Genomic DNA, 17,168 nt, shown 5'->3' with positions numbered 1-17,168 from the left:
CGGCTCAGCGCTCTTCGATCGCGTCCACCTTCGACGGGTAGAACGCGACGTGGTCCTTGATCTCGGCGACCGCGTCGTGCGGCGCCTCGTAGGTCCAGACGGCGTTCTCGGCGACGCCGTCGCCGGTGCGGACGCTGTAATACGCCGCGTCGCCCTTGAACGGGCAGTACGTCGAGTGGTCCGTCCGCTCCAGCACGCCGAAGTCGACGTCGGCACGCGGGATGTACTGCGCGGGCGGGTAGTTCGCCTCCCGCAGCGTGAGCGCGTTCGCGCTGTCCGCCACGACCTTCCCGCCGGCCGTGACGACCACGCGCGCCTTGTTCGGCTCCACCGTGATCGGGTGGGCCGCGCTGGGCTTCAACACCTTCTTGTCAGACATACCGGGCACAGCGACGCCGCCCGCGCGGATATTCCCCTCAGGGCAGGCCTTCGAGGTCGCTGAACTGGTCGCCGAAGTCGGCGAGGATGGTCGCGCCGGTCGAGGCGATGTGTTTCCGCGTGCCAGCCTTGTACTGGACGGTGGTGCAGGTCAGGCCGCACGGCAGGTAGTCCGGCGCGGTGGTCGTCGGTTTGAAGAACGCCCCCGCCGGCGCCGGGTAGCCCTCGTTCGCGAGGTTCTTGAGCGACTGCGGACCCTGGAATTCGTCGCGCCCGGTCAGGAAGTAGATCTTCACGCCGCGCTGCGCCGCCCAGTTCGCCAGTTCCAGCACAGGCTTGTTCGCGACGAACGTGCCCTTGTCGATCGCTTCCTGCTGCTTCACCGGGTCGAAGCCGAAGTCGTCGTCGGCTTCCCAGCCGTAAGTGACCTCGGCGGTGTCGTCGACGTCGAACACGACGGCGGGCTTCTCGACGCCGCGGTCCAGCCTGCGCGTGAGGTAGCGCTTGGCGTCCTCGACCTGACGTTCGGTGTCGGAGACGAACCGGCTGCCGTCGGAGTACCGGTGCTTGCCGTCGCTGCCGACGACGTCGCCGGTGTTCGCGACGGCGGTGGCGTCGCCGGCGAGAACGGCCCCGGCGGCCGCGGCGGCGGCCAGTTCCAGCAGACCGGTGAACCGGCTCATGGAAATGCTCCTCACGTCAGCTGTGCGCGGCAAAGGAACGCTACTCCGGAACGACCGATTCTGGTCAGTACCAAAGTCGCTTCTTCGCCACCGCGAGGTTTCAGCTTGCGCCGCAACGCATCCGGGTCTATGTCGAGACCGCGGACGAGGATTTCCAATCGACCGATATCGTGCTTTTTCAGTACTGCGCGCAGATTCTTCTCGCTGTACGGTCCGTGCTCGAACACCCGGAACGCCCGGATTCCCGGCGGCGGGACGTCGCCGGTCAGGTACGCGATGCGTTCGTCGAGTTGCCACAGGCCGTGTCGCGCCGCGTAATGCCGCACGAGTCCGGCCCGGACGACGGCGCCGTCGGGGTCGACGATCCATTCACCCGGCTCACGCAGGGGGATTTCGTCGGGATCCGCGTCGGTGACCGTCCACTGTGTACCGTCCGAACGCAACACCGTAGCGCGGCGCGACACCGTCGAGCCCACGCCGCGCCACAGGCAGGCCTCGCGAACCTGACCGTCCAAAGAGACCAGTTCGACCTCGTCCGCCCACGGCGCGATGGAGAAATCGAGACCCGGCGCGCATTTCACCGAAAGCTCGCGGCCCGCGTACGACTCGACCAGTCCGTCCAACGGCGGCAGGAAATCGGCGGGCTTCCACGCCCGGCGTCCGGCGGAGTCGCGGCGGGCGGGATCGGCGACGACGACCGAATCGCGGCTGACCGGCCGCAACGCGTCGGCCCTGAGCAAGCCCACCGAGACCTCGGCCTCGGCGGCGTTGTACCGCGCCATCGCCAGCCGGACCTCGTCCAGATCCGAGCCCAGTGCCCGGGAGGCGACGCGGGCGATCTCGATCAGGTCCGCGCCCAGGGAACACGTCACGTCGTGGACGTCACGACCGGCGAGCCGCGAAGCCCGGTGCCGGGCGACCAGTGTGGCGCTGGCCTGCTGAAGGGCGTCACCGGTGAAGAGCCACGAGTCCGCGGAGTCCAGTTTGGCCGACGACTTGCGCCTCAGCACCACCGTTTCCAGTACCGCGGCCGCGTGCTCCGGGGCGATCCGGCGCACGGCGGCGACGTCGGCGATGCGGGTCTTGTCGGTCAGCGGCAGGGAAGAGCATTCGGCGAGCGCCGCGCTTCCCGCGCCGGAGCGCAGGAAGGCGACGTCGTCGAGGGTGAACTGGTACGGCAACCTACGATCGCTTGGTACCGGTGATCATCACGTTGTAGAACAGTTCGCGCGGCAGCACCTTGGCGAGCAGCTTCTTGTCCAAAGCGGACAGTCGCAGCCAGAGCCGGTACGCGAACAGACGCCAGCGCAGGGTCAGTTTCTCCTGCGGCACGGCGGCTTCGAAGGTCCGGATCGGCCAGCCCGCCAGCGCGGCGGCGAACTCCTCGGTCACCGCGCGGACGTCCTGCGCGCCCGCGCCGCGGGCCATCGACTCGAGGTCGGACGGGTCGAAGGTGTGGATGTCGACCACGGCCTCCAGCGCGGCCGCGCGGGAGGACTCGTCGAGTTCCTCCTGCGGGCGACGCCAGCCGTTCAGTGCCGGGAGCTTGGTCAGGTTGGTGGTGAGGTACCACGTGAACTGGCCGAGCTTGCGCGCGTAGAAGTCGCCGACCTTCGTCGGCTCGCCCGCGAAGACGAACCGCCCGCCCGGCTTCAGCACCCGCAGCACTTCGGCGAACGCCGCGCGGACGTCCGGGATGTGGTGCAGCACGGCGTGCCCGACGACGAGGTCGAAACTGTTGTCCTCGTACGGGATCCGCTCCGCGTCGGCGACCCGGCCGTCGACGTCGAGGCCGAGGTTCTCGGCGTTGCGCAGCGCGACCTGGACCATACCGGGCGAGAGGTCGGTGACCGAACCCTTCTTGATCACCCCGCCCTGCATCAGGTTCAGCAGGAAGAAACCGGTGCCGCTGCCCAGTTCCATCGCGGTCGGGTACGGCTGGCCGTCTTCACCGGCGACGGCGTTGAACACGTCCGTCGCGTAGGTGATGCAGCGCTCGTCGTAGGAGATGGACCACTTCTCGTCGTAGGTCCCGGCTTCCCAGTCGTGGTAGAGCACGTTGGCGAGCTTGGGGTCGCCGAAGGCGGCCTTGACCTCTTCGGCGGTGGCGTGCGGATTCGGCGCCGGATCGTTCACCTGCGTCATCGCGCTTACTTCCCCTCGAAGGTGGCCTTGCCAGGGCCGTTTTCGATGAACGACTTCATGCCGTTGCGCTGGTCCTCGGTCGCCCAGAGCGCGGCGAAGAGGTGGGATTCGAGCTTGAGACCGTTCGCCAGGTCGGTGTCGAGACCGCCGTCGATGGCGGCCTTCGCGGCGCGCAGCGCCACAGCGGGGCCGTTCGCGAACTGCGAGGCCCACTTGTGCGCGGCGGCGTAGACGTCGTCCGGCGCGACGACCTCGTCGAGGATGCCCAGCGCGAGTGCCTCCTCGGCCTTCACGAAACGGCCGGTGAACACGAGGTCCTTGGTCTTGCTCGGGCCGATGAGCCGCGCCAGGCGCTGCGTGCCGCCGGCGCCGGGGATGACACCGAGCTGGATCTCCGGCTGGCCGACCTTGACGTTGTCGCCGGCGATCCGGCGGTCGGCGGTCAGCGCGAGTTCGAGCCCGCCGCCCAGGGCGTAGCCGGTGATGGCCGCGACGACCGGCTTCGGGATGTTCGCGATGGTGGCCAGCGATGCCGTCAGCGCCGCGCCGAACTTCGCGATCTCCGGGTAGGTGCGCTCGGCCATCTCCTTGATGTCCGCGCCGCCCGCGAAGGTCTTCTCACCGCCGTAAAGGATCACGGCACGCACGTCGTCGCGCTCGGAGGCCTCACGGGCCGCTTCGGCCAGCTCGGCCTGCACCTGGTTGTTCAGCGCGTTGACCGGCGGGCGGTCCAGCCGGATCGTGCCGACCCCGCCTTCGACCTCGAGACTTACGAACTCTCCCACGCCGTCCTCCTTAACCGTCCAAGACAGATTGCAGGCTACCGGTCAGTACGACCCGTCAGCGGCGACGGGCGAAGAAGCGATCACCGGACCGTTCGAGCAGCAGGTCCTGATCGAACGTCTTGGACAGATTGTCGCTGGTCACGACGTCGTCCACGAGACCGGAGGCGACCGCGCGGCCGTCGCGCAGCAGCAGCGCGTGGGTGAATCCCGGCGGGATTTCTTCCACGTGATGGGTGACGAGCACCATGGCCGGGGCCTCGGGGTCGAGGGCCAGCTCCGAAAGGCGGGCGACGAGGTCCTCGCGGCCGCCGAGGTCGAGTCCGGCGGCGGGCTCGTCGAGCAGCAGCATCTCCGGGTCGGTCATCAGCGACCGGGCGATCAGCGTCCGTTTGCGCTCGCCCTCCGACAGCGTCCCGAAGGTGCGGTCGGCCAGGTGCGCGATGCCGAGGGCGCCGAGGAGCTCCAGGGCGCGGTCGGTGTCGAGGCTGTCGTATTCCTCACGCCAGCGGCCGACGACGGCGTAACCGGCGCTCACCACGACGTCGACGACACGTTCCTCGCCCGGCACACGCTGCGCGATCGCGGCCGAGGTGAACCCGATCCGCGGGCGCAGCTCGAAGATGTTGACCTTGCCGATGCGGTCGCCGAGCAGGTCGACCGTTCCCGAGGTCGGGTGGAGTTCGGCCGCGGCCAGCCGGAGCAGGGTGGTCTTGCCCGCGCCGTTCGGGCCGAGCACCACCCAGCGTTCGTCCAGTTCCACGGTCCAGTCGAGGTCGGCGAGGAGGTCGTTGCCTGTTCGGCGGACCCCGACACCGGTCATCCTCACCACGAGGTCGTCAAGTTCGCTGGGCTGGATCGGCTCGCTCACGCGCCCATTGTGTCCGCACACGCGCGCGCGTGTGCACCGGGCCGCCGGTCGGGAGAAAGCGGCTGGTCCAGGAAGTGGGACGAAGCGCCTTGGGATCGGCGGCTGTGGCACCATCGGCGGCGTGATCAGGTCCGAGTCCGCCGCCTTCCCCGTCATCGGGGGCTCTTTCTGGCGCCGCCGGGCCATCGACCTGCTCCTCGTCGCCTCGTGCGGGTGTACCGCCGCGCGACACGGCTGAGTCCCCTCTTCCGACGGCACCCCGTGTCGCGCCGCGCCCGGCCCTGCTTCCGCGCCCGCGAATCCCACGAGGAGCCTCACCGTGACCACGTCCATCACTCCCGACCAGGACTTCGAGATCCACCCGCAGCTGATCGACCCGCTGCTACCGGAACTACTGCATCCCGAGCGCCTGCTCTGGACACCCCGTGAACTGGCCGAGCTGACCTCCACGGTCACCACCGAGCTGACCTCGGGCCTGCGCGGCCTGCTGCGCTTCGACGAGGATCAGCGCTGGTGGGCGCGGCTCGCGCTGACCGACGGCGTCGAACTGTGGCTGCTGTCGTGGCTGCCCGGTCAGCGGACCAAACCGCACGACCACGGCGGCGCGTCCGGCTCGTTCACCGTGCTGCAGGGCGAGATCGGCGAGGAATACCGCTATCCCGGCGGCCCGATCCGGCGCCGCACCCACGTCGCGGGCGAGGGCATCGGCTTCGGCGCGGGGCGCGCGCACCAGGTGACCGGCATCGGCTCCGAGCCCGCCGCCAGCGTCCACGCCTACTCGCCGCCGCTGGTCGCGACCCGCGAATACGGCACGCTCGCCGAAGTCCCCGCCGAGATCCCCTCGCTGGCCCCGATACTGGGCCGATGAGCGAGCCTGCGAGCGAATCGATCAACACAGTGCGCCTGCTCATGCGACGCAAAGCGACCCACTACGAGGAGCAGGCATGAGCGCAATCGACAGCTTGCTGGCCGCCGCCCGGTCCGGCCTGGACCGGGCGGCACCCGAGCAGGCACTGCGGCTGCAACGGGACGGCGCCCTGATCGTGGACATCCGCCCGCACGTCAACCGGGCCGAAGAGGGCGAGATCCCGGACTCGGTGGTCGTCGAGCGCATCCACCTCGAGTGGCGGCTCGCGCCGGACAGCGAGTGGCGGCTGCCGCAGGTGAAACCGGACTCGACGGTGATCGTCGTGTGCAACGAGGGGTACTCGTCGAGCCTGGCCGCCGCCGATCTGCGGCGGCTCGGCCTGCCGGGCGCCACCGATCTCGAAGGCGGGTTCCGTGCCTGGCGTTCGGCGGGCCTCCCGATCCGGGAAGGCGGCACGCCCGCCGTTCCCTAACGGCGGATCGCCAGCCGGGCGATCGAGTCCGGGGAGAGCGGGAGCGCGGCGTGGATCCCGGCGGATCGCGTGGGCCTGGGATTGACCAGCACCCCGGTCGCCACGTCACGGCCGGCGGCCGCGAGCACGACATCGCGGCCGGTCCGGTGCCGGATCCGGGACCAGCCCGCGCCGGTGACCGCGCGGTACTCGGCCAGCAGACGCTCGTCGGTGAAGACGCAGAACCAGTCGCCGTGCGCGCCGAGGCGGGCCGGGACCGGGGCGCCCGCCTCGTCGGCCGGGCCGCACACCGTCCCGTCGAGGAACATCCGCAGGACCGAGGGGACGGGGTCGCGCAGACCGCCGTCGGCTTGCTCCCGTTCCGGCCGGACGTTCCCGGCGATCCACCGTGAAGCGAGCCGGAAGTCTTCGCCGGTGAGGTCTTCCTGGAAACCGTCCAGGCTGTTCTTGACGCTCCCCAGGAAGTCGTAGAACCGCCGGGTGCAGGTCCGCTCGGAGACCGCGACGCGGCCGCTGCCGACCATCGTCCTGATCCGGCCGACCATCCCCGCCCCGCCGTCCACCGGATCCACGCCGAGGTTGTAGGCGGTCCAGACGATCTCGGGCATGAGCGGATCGGCGAACCGTTCGAGAACGCGGTTCAGCCGCAGAAGGACGATCTCGCGCACCCTGCCGGGCTCGGCGTCCTCGGCGATGCCCCAGATCTCCCGCAGTTCCGGGCCCAGCGCGCGGCCGAGCTCGTCCTGCCGGATCCCGGCGCGGGCGTGGATATGGTGCAGCCGGTCCTTGGCCCTGCGCGACGTTCTCGTTTCCTTAGCCGAAGCCACCATTCCTCCGCCATTCAGGATCGGCCCGGCAAAGTCTATTTCACCGGGCCGCTCCGTATTGTTCGGCGGAAATCGAGAATCGGCGGTTTCTTTTGTTCGGTACCGGCTTGACGAGGGCTTACGCGTGGACGACCTTGGCCAGTTCCGCCGGCGTCGCCAGCAGACGGTGTTTCGGCAGCACGCGAACGGTATAGCCGATCGAGCCCGGATGCGGCAGTTTCAGCCGCGCCGCGAACGCGCCGATCCCGTCGCCCGACATCGGAACCGTGACGGGATCGCTCAGTTCGTCCCCGTCGCCCACCTTCCCGACGACGGCCTGCACGTCCACTTCGGACGGTTCGAGGCCGGCGAGGTCGATCCGGGCCCGGATGGTCACCTCGGTGCCGGTGACCATCGGCGCGGCGTCCTCGACGAGCAGTTCGGTGTCGAAGATCCGCACCCGTGGCCACGAGACGTCGAGTTTGGTCCGGTAGTCGGCCAGCGACAACGCGCCGCGATAGCCGTCGTCCGTGGCCTCCGCGACCATCCGTGAAGCGGGCAGATAACCCGATTCGACGTACTCCCGCACCATCCGCGAGGCCTGCACGCGCGGCCCGAGGGTCTCCAGCGTGTGCCACACCATCGACAGCCAGCCGCCGGGCACACCACCCGCGTCACGGTCGTAGAACAACGGCGCGATCTGGTGGCCGAGCAGGTCGTAGAGCGCCGCGGCCTCCAGTTCGTCGCGGCGCAGCGGATCGGTGACGCCGTCCGCGGTCGGGATCGCCCAGCCGTTGCTGCCGTCGTAGCACTCGTCCCACCAGCCGTCGCGGATGGACAGGTTGAGGCCGCCGTTGAGCGCGGACTTCATCCCCGAGGTGCCGCACGCCTCCAGCTGCCGTACCGGCGTGTTCAGCCAGACGTCGCAGCCGCGGTAGAGGTAGCGCGCCATGGACATGTCGTAGTCCGGCAGGAAGACGATGCGGCGCCGGACCTCGGGATCGTCGACGAACCGGACGATCTGCTGGATCAGCTGCTTGCCGCCCTCGTCGGCCGGATGCGATTTGCCCGCGACGACGAGCTGGATCGGGCGCCGCTCGTCCAGCAGCAGCGCGCGCAGGCGCTCCGGGTCGCGCAACATGAGCGTCAGCCGCTTGTACGTCGGCACGCGGCGCGCGAAGCCGACGGTCAGCACGTCCGGGTCGAAGACCGTGTCGGTCCACCCGAGTTCGAGCGCGGAAGCGCCCCGCTGCATCCACGCGGCCCGCACCCGGCGCCGCACCTCGGCGACCAGCTTCTCGCGCAGCTCACGACGCAACGCCCACAGCTGCTCGTCGCTGACGCCGTCCCGCAGCGGCCTGCCAGGAACGCCGTCGAGGCCCAGCTCCTCGTGGTTGCGCCCGAGCAGCGCGCTCAGCTCACGCGCCACCCAGGTCGGCCCGTGGACACCGTTGGTGACCGAGGAGACGGGCACCTCGTCGAAGTCGAACCCGGGCCACAGCCGGGAGAACATCCGCCGCGACACCCGGCCGTGCAGCGCCGAGACGCCGTTCGCGCGCTGCGCGAGCCGCAGTCCCATATGCGCCATGTTGAACAGGCCGGGGTTGTCCTCCGCGCCGAGCGCGAGGACACGGCGCGGGTCGACGTCCGGCACCAGCCTGCCGTCGGTGAAGTACCGCTGCACGAGGTCGACGGGGAACCGGTCGATGCCGGCGCTGACCGGGGTGTGCGTGGTGAACACGGTGCCGGCGCGGACGGCGGGCAGCGCCTCGTCGAACGCCAGCCCGTCGGCCTGGATGATCTCCCGGGCCCGTTCGAGCCCGAGGAAACCGGCGTGGCCTTCGTTGGTGTGGAACACCTTCGGCTGCGGATGCCCGGTCAGCTCGCAGTACCGCCGCACGGCGCGGAAACCGCCGATCCCGGCCAGGATCTCCTGCCGGATGCGATGGTCGGCGTCGCCGCCGTACAGCCGATCGGTGACCGCGCGCAGGTCCTCGTCGTTGGCCTCGGTGTCGGTGTCCAGCAGCAGCAGCGGGATCCGGCCGACGCGGGCCTTCCAGATCTGCGCGTGCAGTGTGCGCCCGGCGGGCATCGCGACCTCGACCAGCACCGGCTTGCCGCCGTCGGTCAGCAGTTCCAGCGGGAAGGCGTTGGGGTCGATGACCGGGTAGTGCTCGACCTGCCAGCCGTCGAGCGACAGCGCCTGCCGGAAGTACCCGGCGCGGTAGAGCAGCCCCACGCCGACCATCGGCACGCCGAGGTCCGAAGCCGCCTTGAGGTGGTCGCCGGCGAGCACGCCGAGGCCGCCGGAGTAGTTCGGCAGTGCCTCGGTGACGCCGAACTCCATCGAGAAGTACGCGACGGCCGGCGGAAGGTCGGCGTCGTCCTGCTTCTGGTACCAGCGCGGCTCGGCGAGGTACCGGTCCAGATCGGCGACCGCCCCGCGCGCGTGGGCGAGGAAGGCGTCGTCGACGGCGAGTTCGTCGAGCCGGGCCGGTGGCAGCGCGGTGAGCATCCGCAGCGGATCGCGGACGCGGTTGAACAGCTCCGCGTCCATCGACGCGAACAGGTCTCGTGTGGGCGGATGCCAGGTCCAGCGCAGATTCGTGGCGAGGTCACCGAGGCCGGAGAGCGACTCCGGCAGGCTCGCGCGGACGGTGAACCGGCGGACTGCTCTCATGAGGAGCGACCATATCGCCACGGTCCCCGCCCCGCTCAAGACCCACTTCGGGGATTACCTGCACGCGGGCCATAAGCGCTGGGTAGGGTCCCTGCTTGCCGGAGTACGCGGCCCGGTCGGGGCCCTGACGACAAGCGAGTGAACATGATCCAAGGGGGAGCGCGGGGCTATCGACGCCCGGCTCTGATCGCGGTCGTGACGGTGCTGGCCCTCGGGCTGAGCGCCTGCAGCGACAAGGGGAGCTCGACCGGCAAGGAAGGCAGCCAGCCGGGCGCCGGTGACATCGCCGGCCTGCCGGTCACGCATTTCGAAAGCGGCCTGAAGCCCGGCGCGCCCAAACCGGATCTGCAGGTCCGCAACGAGGACGGCTCCGAGGACGACCAGCTCGCCATCGCCGCGATCGCCGACGCGCAGGCCTACTGGACCGAGGTCATGCCGCGTGACTTCGGCCAGCCGTACGAGCCGCTGAAGTCACTGCTGTCCTACAGCGCGAAGACCGACGACGAAGAGACCGAATGCGGCAGCGTCAAGAAGCTCGTCAACGCGTTCTACTGCCCGCCGGGTGACCTGGTGGCGTGGGACCGCGGCGTGCTGCTGCCCATGCTGCGCGAACGGTTCGGGAAGATGGCGGGCGCCGTCGTGCTCGCGCACGAACTCGGGCACGCCGTGCAGTACCGGCTCGCCGAGAAGGCCAACATCAAGAAGAACACCCCGTCGATCGTCAAGGAGCAGCAGGCCGACTGCTTCGCCGGCGGCTACTTCCGCTGGGTCGCCGAAGACAAGAGCAAGTTCTACCGCGTCTCCACCTCCGAAGGCCTCAACCAGGTCATGGCGTCGCTGTTCCTGATCCGCGACCAGGCGGGCACCAGCGCGACCAAACAGGGCGCGCACGGCACGGCGTTCGACCGCACGTACGCGTTCCAGGTCGGGTTCGAGAAGGGCCCGAAGGAATGCGCGGCGATGAACGAGGAGAACATCAAGGCGCGGATCACCGAGCGCCCGTTCGACAAGGGTGACAAGGGCAAGGGCGACGAGAAGCTCGACGCCGAGGTCATCGGGATCCTGAAGAAGAGCCTCGACAAGGCCTTCGAGGGCGCCGGTGTCCCGGGCCCGGAGATCACCGAGGACGGCAACGGCAGCTGCCCCGGCGGCCCGAGCACCCCGCCCGCGTCGTACTGCCCGTCGAACAACACCGTCAGCATCGACATGGCCAAGCTGCGTGAACTCGCCCAGCCGGTCGACCAGCAGGCGGAATGGGAAAGCGGGCACAGCGAGGGCAAGGGCGACTTCGCCGCGTTCTCGGAAATCGCGTCCCGGTACGCGATGGGCATCCAGAAGGGTGTCGGCGCGTCGATCGACAACGCGAACGCGGGACTGCGCACCGCCTGCCTGGTCGGCGCGTGGGCGAAGGCCAGCACCGTGCCCGGCGCGACGCTGCGGCTCTCCGCCGGTGACCTCGACGAGGCCATCTCGGATCTGCTGAGCCCGGAGAGCCTGGTCTCCGCCGACGTCAACGGCAAGCGCGTGGACAACGGTTTCGAGCGGGTCGAGGCGCTGCGGAAGGGCTACCTGGAGAGCTCCTCGGTGTGCTCGACGCAGTACGGCTGATCGGTCCGGTCACGGGCCCCTGAAGTGAGATGAAAGGCCCCTTCATTGCAAATTTCGCAATGAAGGGGCCTTTCATGTCGTTCGGGGGTTGCGGATCCCGAGCCGGGCACGACCGGCCCGCCCCTGAGCGTGGAGTGTCAGGAAAGGGTCGTTCAGGACACTTTTCGTCCTGAACGACCCTTCCTGACACTTGGCCGACCACCCCGACCTCAGTACAGGGCGCTCGCCAGATCCCGTCGCGCCTTCATGACGCGCTCGTCCGCCGAGTCGAACAGGTCGAACAGCGCCACCAGGTGTTCGCGCGCCTTGTTGCGCTCGTCGCCCGCGGTGCGCCGTACGACGGCGATCAGCCTCGCGAAGCCCGCCTCGGGCTGCTGCCCGGCGACCTCGAGGTCGGCGGCGGCGAGCTGGGCGTCGAGGTCGGCCGGGTTCGCGTCGGCCTTCGCGATGGCGTCCGGGCCGGCGGCCTCGGCGCGGGCGGTGAACTTGACCTGCGCGAGCGCGGTCTTGGCCTCCTCGTTCGCGGGCTCGACGTCGAGGATGCGCTCGTAGGCCGCCTGTGCCGCCTCGAAGTCACCGCGTTCGAAGGCCTCTTCGGCCTCGGTGAACCGCGGGTCCTCGGGCACCTCGACGCCGCCGCCGTTCTCCTCGGCGGCCTTGATGCCGGGGAGGCGGTCGCGCAGCGCGTCGAGCAGCGAACCGAGCCACTTGCGGATCTCGGGTTCGGGCAGCGCGCCCGAGAACGCGTCGACCGGCTGGCCGCCGCCGATGGCGATGACCGTCGGGATCGACTGCGCGCCGAAGAGCTGCGCGATACGCGGGTTCGCGTCGACGTCCACCTTCGCGAGCACCCAGGCGCCACCGGACTCGGCGGCGAGGCGCTCCAGCACGGGGCTGAGCTGTTTGCAGGGGCCGCACCATTCGGCCCACAGGTCGACGACCACCAGCTGCCGCATGGATCGTTCGACGACTTCGGACTGGAAGGTCGCTTCGGTGACGTCGATCACGGCGCCACCCGCGGCGGGGGCGCCGGGTGCGGCACCGTCCGCCGGGCGCGGAGGGGCCGGGGGCTGTTTCTGCGGCGCTTCGGCACGCGCCTTGAGCGCGGAAAGGTCGACCGCGCCGGAAAGCGCGGCGGAAAGGGCCGCCGTCTTCGATGCTGATCCGCGTGGGTGTGTCACGGTTCCATCCTGGCACGCATCCCCGAGGGTTTCACCGCATGCCCCCGGCTGCCCGCTTGGCAGGACGGTTCCGTTCCGGCAGGCTCGCCACGAGGGGGTGATCGACATTCCGACCCGCAGGACCGCGACGGTGGCCGTCGCGATCGCCGTCGCCATCGTCTGGGTGAGCGTGATCACGGTGCTGATCGCCCATCAACCCGACCCCGGCGTCGGCAGCCCGCGACAACTCCGGGACGGCCTCACCGCCGCACTCAACGAGCGCGACGTCGAGGCCCTCTCCGAACTCATCGACTATCCGCCCGCGTCGGCGGGCGACTTCGCGAAGTCCTATATCGACGCGCTGGCCGGCCGCGGCGCCCATGACGTCACGGTGAAGTTCGCGCCGGACGATCTCGCGCCGACTTCGGCGACCGTCAGCGGGAAACTGGCCGACGGCAGCGCGTTCGGTTACGCGGTGGCCATCGCGGTCAAGGGCGAGCTGTGGCTGGTGTCCTTCACCCCGCCGCTCCCCTGACCTACTCGCTCAGGTGCTTCTCGACGCGTTCCACCTTCGCGGTCAGCTGGCCTTCGTAACCCGGCCGGATGTCGGCCTTGAGTACCAGCCCGACCCGTGACGAGCCCTCGCCCGCGGCCTCGACGGCGCGTTTGACGACGTCCATCACTTCGTCCCACGAGCCCTCGATGTTGGTGAACATGGCGTTGGTCGAATTCGGCAGGCCGGACTCGCGCACCACTTTCACCGCGCGGGCGACGGCCTCGCTGACCCCGCCGTCTTCCTCGGCCGCGGACGGGCTGACACTGAAGGCCACGATCATCTTCTGCTCCTCGTTCAGACACTTTTCCCACGCATAACACCCGGTCGTGCGGCGTGGCACGGGTACCCGCTGGTAACTTCGACCGCCATGAGCCGTCCGTTGCCGTTCGACCCGATCGCCCGCGCGGCGCAGCTGTGGGAGGCCCGTATCGGGCCGTCCGAAACCATGGCCGCGGTGACCGGGATCATGCGCGTGCAACAGATCATCCAGTCCGCGGTGGACGGTGCGCTCAAACCGCACGGGCTGACCTTCGCCCGGTACGAGGCGCTGGTCCTGCTGACCTTCGCCCGCGCGTCGCACCTGCCGATGCGGGTGATGGGCGAGCGGCTCCAGCTGCATCCGACGAGTGTCACCAACATCGTCGACAGGCTCGAGAAGGACGGCCTGGTCAAGCGTGTGCCGCATCCGACCGACCGCCGGACCACGCTGGTCGAGATCACCGACGAAGGCCGCGCACGGCGCGAAGAGGCCACGAAGGCGGTCACCGAAATCGACTTCGGGCTGACCGGGCTCACCGGCAAGCAGACCGAGCAGCTGACCGACCTGCTCACCAAGGTCCGCAAGGCCACCGGCGACTTCACCGAATAAACCCGCAAGTACATGAAGGGCCCCTTCATTGCGCTAGACGCAATGAAGGGACCCTTCATGTACTTGCCGAAGATCAGACGGCGGCGGTTTCCGGAGTGCGGTCGAACAGGCCGACACCACCGTGCGTGAGCCGCTGCGGGCCGTCGAGCTTGCCGTTGCGCAGCGCCCAGGACTCGAACAGCCACGTGAACAGCGGCGGGATGCTGGAGAGCAGCGCGAGGATCAGGGTCTTCGGGCGCCAGCCGAGCGGCTTCGCCACGGACAGGGAGACCAGCACGTAGAGGACGAACACGACGCCGTGCACCATGCCGAGGACGGGAACGCCGCCCTCGCCGAGCTTGACGGCGTACTTGAGGAACATCCCGACCAGCAGCCCGGCCCAGGAGAGGGCTTCGGCTACCGCGGCCACGCGGAATACTAGAGCGGCCTTGCTGGACACTTTCTCCTCCTGTGGGGTCTCACCACTACGTGTGTGCACATGACTACGTCCGACGAGCACTGTCCAAGGCGGACTCGCCAAGAACGTCAACAGCGCTGTCGGACGTGGTAATACCAGTGTGAGGCGTGACGGCCCTCACCGGAACACCGGGGGCCGTGATGCTCCTCACGACCCCCGGAACGAACCGGTCTAAACCACTCGGGTCACCCGGCGCAGGGTGATTTCGGCGCCCCTTCGGGCCCTGTCGCCCACGTCGCCTCGGCGGCGTTGTCCGTGAGCTTGAAGTCCAAAGTGGTCCCCCGCGTCAACTGTTCCAAGCCGACGTAGGCCTTCTGCGAGCCGGATCCCATTCCTTGGACGTACTGGAGCTTCGACGCGTCGGCGCCGTGGGCCTTGATCGTGATGTCACGGCCGTTCTCCAGATGCACCACCGACTTCTCGAACCGCGGCGCGTTGAGCACGAACTGCCCGGTGCCCGGCACCGCCGGGTACAGCCCCAGCGCGCTGAAGACGTACCACGCGGACATGGTCCCGAGGTCGTCGTTGCCGGTGACACCGTTCGGCGCGTCGGTGAACAGCGTGTGCGCCGCGCGCACCACGGCCGAGGTCTTCCACGGCTGCCCGGTCAGCGTGTACATCCACGGCGAGTGGAGGTCGGGCTCGTTGTTCGGGTTGTAGCGGAACTGGTTGTAGTAGTTGTACGGACCGACGACCCATTCCTCGCGCACGGTTTTCGCCGGGTCCTTGACCAGATCCCCGTATGCGAAGAAGTCGTCGAGCCGCTTGCCGACGTTCTCCTTGCCGCCCATGCGTTCGACCAGCCCGGGAACGTCCTGCTGGGTCAGCCACTGGTACTGCCACGACGTGCCCTCGTGGAACCCGTCCTGGCTCTGCGGATCGAACGGCTTGCCCGCCGGGCTGAACCATTCGCCGCCTTCGAGCTTGGGCCGGTAGAAGCCGGTGAAGCCGCGGTCGGTCACCGAGGAATCCCACAGCGTGCGATAGCCGCGTCCCTTGTCCGCCAAGGCCTTCGCGTCGTCCTTCTTGCCGAGCCCGGCGGCCATGATGGACAGTGAGCAGTCCGCGAGCGCGTATTCCAACGTGGCCGAAGCGCCGTGGTTCGGATCGGTGTCCTGCCCCTTCTTCGGGAAGTCCTTGTCGTATTGGACGAATCCGTCCTTCTGGTAGCTCGCGTTCCCCGAGCGGCCCTGGAACGGCGAGGACGCGGGCGGGATCTCCCGCGAGTTTCGCAGAAGCGCCTGGTACGCCTTGAGTTCCTGTCCGGACAGCGCGCCGAACCGCCACAGGTCGACCAGGAACGGGGTGACCGGATCGCCGGTCATCGTGTTCGTCTCCTGGTTCGCGTACGCCCAGCGCGGCAGCCAGCCGCCCTGGTCGTGGATGGCGAGCACGGACTTCGCGACGTCCTTCGCCCGAGCCGGTCGCAAGAGGGCGAGCAGCTGGTTCTGCGTGCGATAGGTGTCCCACAACGAGAAGAACTCGTAATAGGTCCAGCCCAGCGCGCGGTGGATCTTGTCGTCGAAACCGCGGTAGCGGCCGTCGGCGTCGTTGCCGGTCAGCGGCTGGAGCAGCGCGTGGTAGAGCGAGGTGTAGAACACCGTGCGGTCGTCCTTCGACGCGCCCTTGATGTCCACTGAGGACAGTTCCTTGCGCCAGGCGCGCTGTGCGCCGTCGCGGACCGCGTCGAACGAGCGGCCCTTCTCGGCCGCCAGGTTGAGCCGGGCGCCGGAAGCGTCCACATGGGAGATCGCCGTCGTCGCGGTGACCTGTCCGACGCCGAAGGTCAGCCAAGCGCCACGAAGGCCCTCACCGCCCGCGGACTCCTTCGAGCCCGGCGTACCACCCGTCGGCGACCAGGTGCCGAACGACTTGAACGGCTTGTCGAACGTCGTGGTGAACCAGGTCTTGTACGGTTTGCCGCCGCAGAAAGCCTGCGACTCCACCATGCCTTCGACCGTCCGGTCCCCGACGACGCGGATCTGGCTCGCCGTCACGGGTTCCTTGTCGTTGGCTTGCCCGACGTTGACGAAAACGTTTGCGTCACCCGATTTCGCGAAGGTGTACCGCTCGACACCGGTCCGCGTGGTCGCGGTGGTCTCCGCGTCGACGCCGCCGTAGCCGGTGAGCCGCACCTTGTAGTAGCCGGGTTTCCCGACCTCGCCCTCGTGCGTGTACGGCGAGGCGTACTTCTTGTGGTCGAACGTCTCGGGCTTGGCGGTGTCGAACGCCGCGCCCGGGCCGACGGCGCCGGCGGTGGGCAGCGACGACACGAGGCCGCCCTGCTCCCAGCAGCCCGCGCCGGACAGGAAGAAATGCCCGAAGCCGCGGATCGCGGTGTCGTCGTAACGGTAGCCGGCGTAATGCGACGAGATCGGGCTGACCTGCGTCATCCCGAAAGGGGCCGAGGCGCCGGGGAAGGTGTTGCCGTCGTCCTTGGTGCCGATGAAGGTGTTGACCGCGTCCACGGGGTCGCCACCGGGTGCCGCCGCCGCGACGGGCGTGACCAGCCCGGCGGGAACGACGAGCGCGGTGAGCAACCCGGCGACGCGGGGTCGAAGTGCGTGCAGGCATGGGAAAGGCCGCCTCCTGACAACGTTGTCGCTGCCTGCCCACCTTCGACAAGAACGGACCGGTTGGTCAAGAGGTCCGCCAAACCCTGTCCGATTCCGGACAGCGACCTGTCGGCACCCGACTCGTAACGGTTCGACCTCGGAAAACCGGGGTGACGCGAATCGGGCATTGACATCATCGCGTCGCTGGCGTTCAATTCCGGCCACTATGACAACGTTGTCTTCCAGCGGACCGGACAGCGGCCACCGCACCACCGGCCG

Annotated in this window: 17 protein-coding genes; 5 read left to right on the top strand and 12 right to left on the bottom strand. The window is 69.1% G+C overall.

Annotated elements, in window-relative coordinates:
* Window positions 1-4: 4 nt before the first annotated feature.
* Genes ACIHAO_RS31065 through ACIHAO_RS31040 form a run of 6 tightly spaced genes read right to left on the bottom strand, consistent with a single transcriptional unit; the run spans window position 5 to window position 4,859 of the window.
* Complete coding sequence (locus ACIHAO_RS31065; RefSeq protein ID WP_396563797.1) at window positions 5-379, bottom strand: DUF427 domain-containing protein; 375 nt, start codon at window positions 377-379, stop codon at window positions 5-7.
* A 37-nt stretch (window positions 380-416) separates the two neighbouring features.
* Window positions 417-1,061, bottom strand: coding sequence for an HAD family acid phosphatase (locus ACIHAO_RS31060; protein WP_396563795.1), 645 nt, complete (start codon window positions 1,059-1,061; stop codon window positions 417-419).
* 11 nt (window positions 1,062-1,072) lie between these two features.
* On the bottom strand, window positions 1,073-2,242 hold the full coding sequence (locus ACIHAO_RS31055) for a class I SAM-dependent methyltransferase (RefSeq protein WP_396563793.1): 1,170 nt from the start codon (window positions 2,240-2,242) through the stop codon (window positions 1,073-1,075).
* A gap of 1 nt (window position 2,243) precedes the next feature.
* Window positions 2,244-3,206, bottom strand: coding sequence for a class I SAM-dependent methyltransferase (locus tag ACIHAO_RS31050; RefSeq protein WP_396563791.1), 963 nt, complete (start codon window positions 3,204-3,206; stop codon window positions 2,244-2,246).
* Between the two features lie 5 nt (window positions 3,207-3,211).
* On the bottom strand, window positions 3,212-3,991 hold the full coding sequence (locus ACIHAO_RS31045) for an enoyl-CoA hydratase/isomerase family protein (RefSeq protein ID WP_037304671.1): 780 nt from the start codon (window positions 3,989-3,991) through the stop codon (window positions 3,212-3,214).
* A gap of 55 nt (window positions 3,992-4,046) precedes the next feature.
* The gene (locus tag ACIHAO_RS31040; protein ID WP_125786841.1) at window positions 4,047-4,859 is read right to left on the bottom strand and encodes an ABC transporter ATP-binding protein; all 813 of its coding nucleotides are present in this window, start codon (window positions 4,857-4,859) and stop codon (window positions 4,047-4,049) included.
* Between the two features lie 319 nt (window positions 4,860-5,178).
* Between ACIHAO_RS31040 and ACIHAO_RS31035 the strand changes: the two genes are divergently transcribed.
* Both ACIHAO_RS31035 and ACIHAO_RS31030 read left to right on the top strand, forming a co-directional pair.
* The gene (locus ACIHAO_RS31035) at window positions 5,179-5,727 is read left to right on the top strand and encodes a cysteine dioxygenase (RefSeq protein WP_396563788.1); all 549 of its coding nucleotides are present in this window, start codon (window positions 5,179-5,181) and stop codon (window positions 5,725-5,727) included.
* A gap of 76 nt (window positions 5,728-5,803) precedes the next feature.
* A complete protein-coding gene (locus ACIHAO_RS31030; RefSeq protein ID WP_396563786.1) occupies window positions 5,804-6,199 on the top strand; it encodes a rhodanese-like domain-containing protein in 396 nt (131 codons plus the stop codon).
* Here the strand turns inward: ACIHAO_RS31030 and ACIHAO_RS31025 are convergent.
* Entirely contained in the window at window positions 6,196-7,029 is an 834-nt protein-coding gene (locus tag ACIHAO_RS31025) for a hypothetical protein (RefSeq protein ID WP_396563784.1), read from the bottom strand. The two genes, ACIHAO_RS31030 and ACIHAO_RS31025, sit on opposite strands and share 4 nt — an antisense overlap.
* A 115-nt stretch (window positions 7,030-7,144) precedes the next feature.
* Window positions 7,145-9,685 carry an alpha-glucan family phosphorylase gene (glgP, locus tag ACIHAO_RS31020; RefSeq protein ID WP_396563782.1) on the bottom strand — a complete coding sequence of 847 codons (2,541 nt, stop codon included), beginning with the start codon at window positions 9,683-9,685 and terminating at the stop codon, window positions 7,145-7,147.
* A gap of 138 nt (window positions 9,686-9,823) precedes the next feature.
* Here glgP and ACIHAO_RS31015 point away from each other — a divergent pair, with 138 nt between their 5' ends.
* A complete protein-coding gene (locus ACIHAO_RS31015; protein ID WP_396563780.1) occupies window positions 9,824-11,293 on the top strand; it encodes a neutral zinc metallopeptidase in 1,470 nt (489 codons plus the stop codon).
* 209 nt (window positions 11,294-11,502) lie between these two features.
* Here ACIHAO_RS31015 and ACIHAO_RS31010 read toward each other — a convergent pair whose 3' ends face one another.
* Complete coding sequence (locus tag ACIHAO_RS31010) at window positions 11,503-12,474, bottom strand: tetratricopeptide repeat protein (RefSeq protein WP_396563778.1); 972 nt, start codon at window positions 12,472-12,474, stop codon at window positions 11,503-11,505.
* 97 nt (window positions 12,475-12,571) lie between these two features.
* On the opposite strand from ACIHAO_RS31010, the gene ACIHAO_RS31005 reads away from it, so the two are divergent.
* Window positions 12,572-12,988: a hypothetical protein gene (locus ACIHAO_RS31005; RefSeq protein ID WP_396563776.1), complete on the top strand. Its 417-nt coding sequence runs from the start codon at window positions 12,572-12,574 to the stop codon at window positions 12,986-12,988.
* 1 nt (window position 12,989) lies between these two features.
* Here ACIHAO_RS31005 and ACIHAO_RS31000 read toward each other — a convergent pair whose 3' ends face one another.
* Complete coding sequence (locus ACIHAO_RS31000) at window positions 12,990-13,289, bottom strand: thiamine-binding protein (protein ID WP_005167823.1); 300 nt, start codon at window positions 13,287-13,289, stop codon at window positions 12,990-12,992.
* An 87-nt stretch (window positions 13,290-13,376) separates the two neighbouring features.
* Here ACIHAO_RS31000 and ACIHAO_RS30995 point away from each other — a divergent pair, with 87 nt between their 5' ends.
* Window positions 13,377-13,877 carry a MarR family winged helix-turn-helix transcriptional regulator gene (locus ACIHAO_RS30995; protein WP_037341773.1) on the top strand — a complete coding sequence of 167 codons (501 nt, stop codon included), beginning with the start codon at window positions 13,377-13,379 and terminating at the stop codon, window positions 13,875-13,877.
* Window positions 13,878-13,950: 73 nt separating this feature from the next.
* On the opposite strand, the gene ACIHAO_RS30990 is transcribed toward ACIHAO_RS30995, so the two are convergent.
* Together ACIHAO_RS30990 and ACIHAO_RS30985 are read right to left on the bottom strand one after the other, a co-directional pair.
* Complete coding sequence (locus tag ACIHAO_RS30990) at window positions 13,951-14,316, bottom strand: DUF3817 domain-containing protein (protein ID WP_125792382.1); 366 nt, start codon at window positions 14,314-14,316, stop codon at window positions 13,951-13,953.
* A 203-nt stretch (window positions 14,317-14,519) separates the two neighbouring features.
* Window positions 14,520-16,874 (bottom strand): GH92 family glycosyl hydrolase, encoded by a 2,355-nt coding sequence (locus ACIHAO_RS30985; protein WP_396563773.1) that lies wholly within the window; start codon window positions 16,872-16,874, stop codon window positions 14,520-14,522.
* Window positions 16,875-17,168: the final 294 nt, after the last annotated feature.

Origin of the sequence: Amycolatopsis sp. NPDC052450, assembly GCF_044547565.1 — a bacterium.
Taxonomy (GTDB): domain Bacteria; phylum Actinomycetota; class Actinomycetes; order Mycobacteriales; family Pseudonocardiaceae; genus Amycolatopsis.
This window is presented reverse-complemented; position numbering and strand designations above follow the sequence as displayed.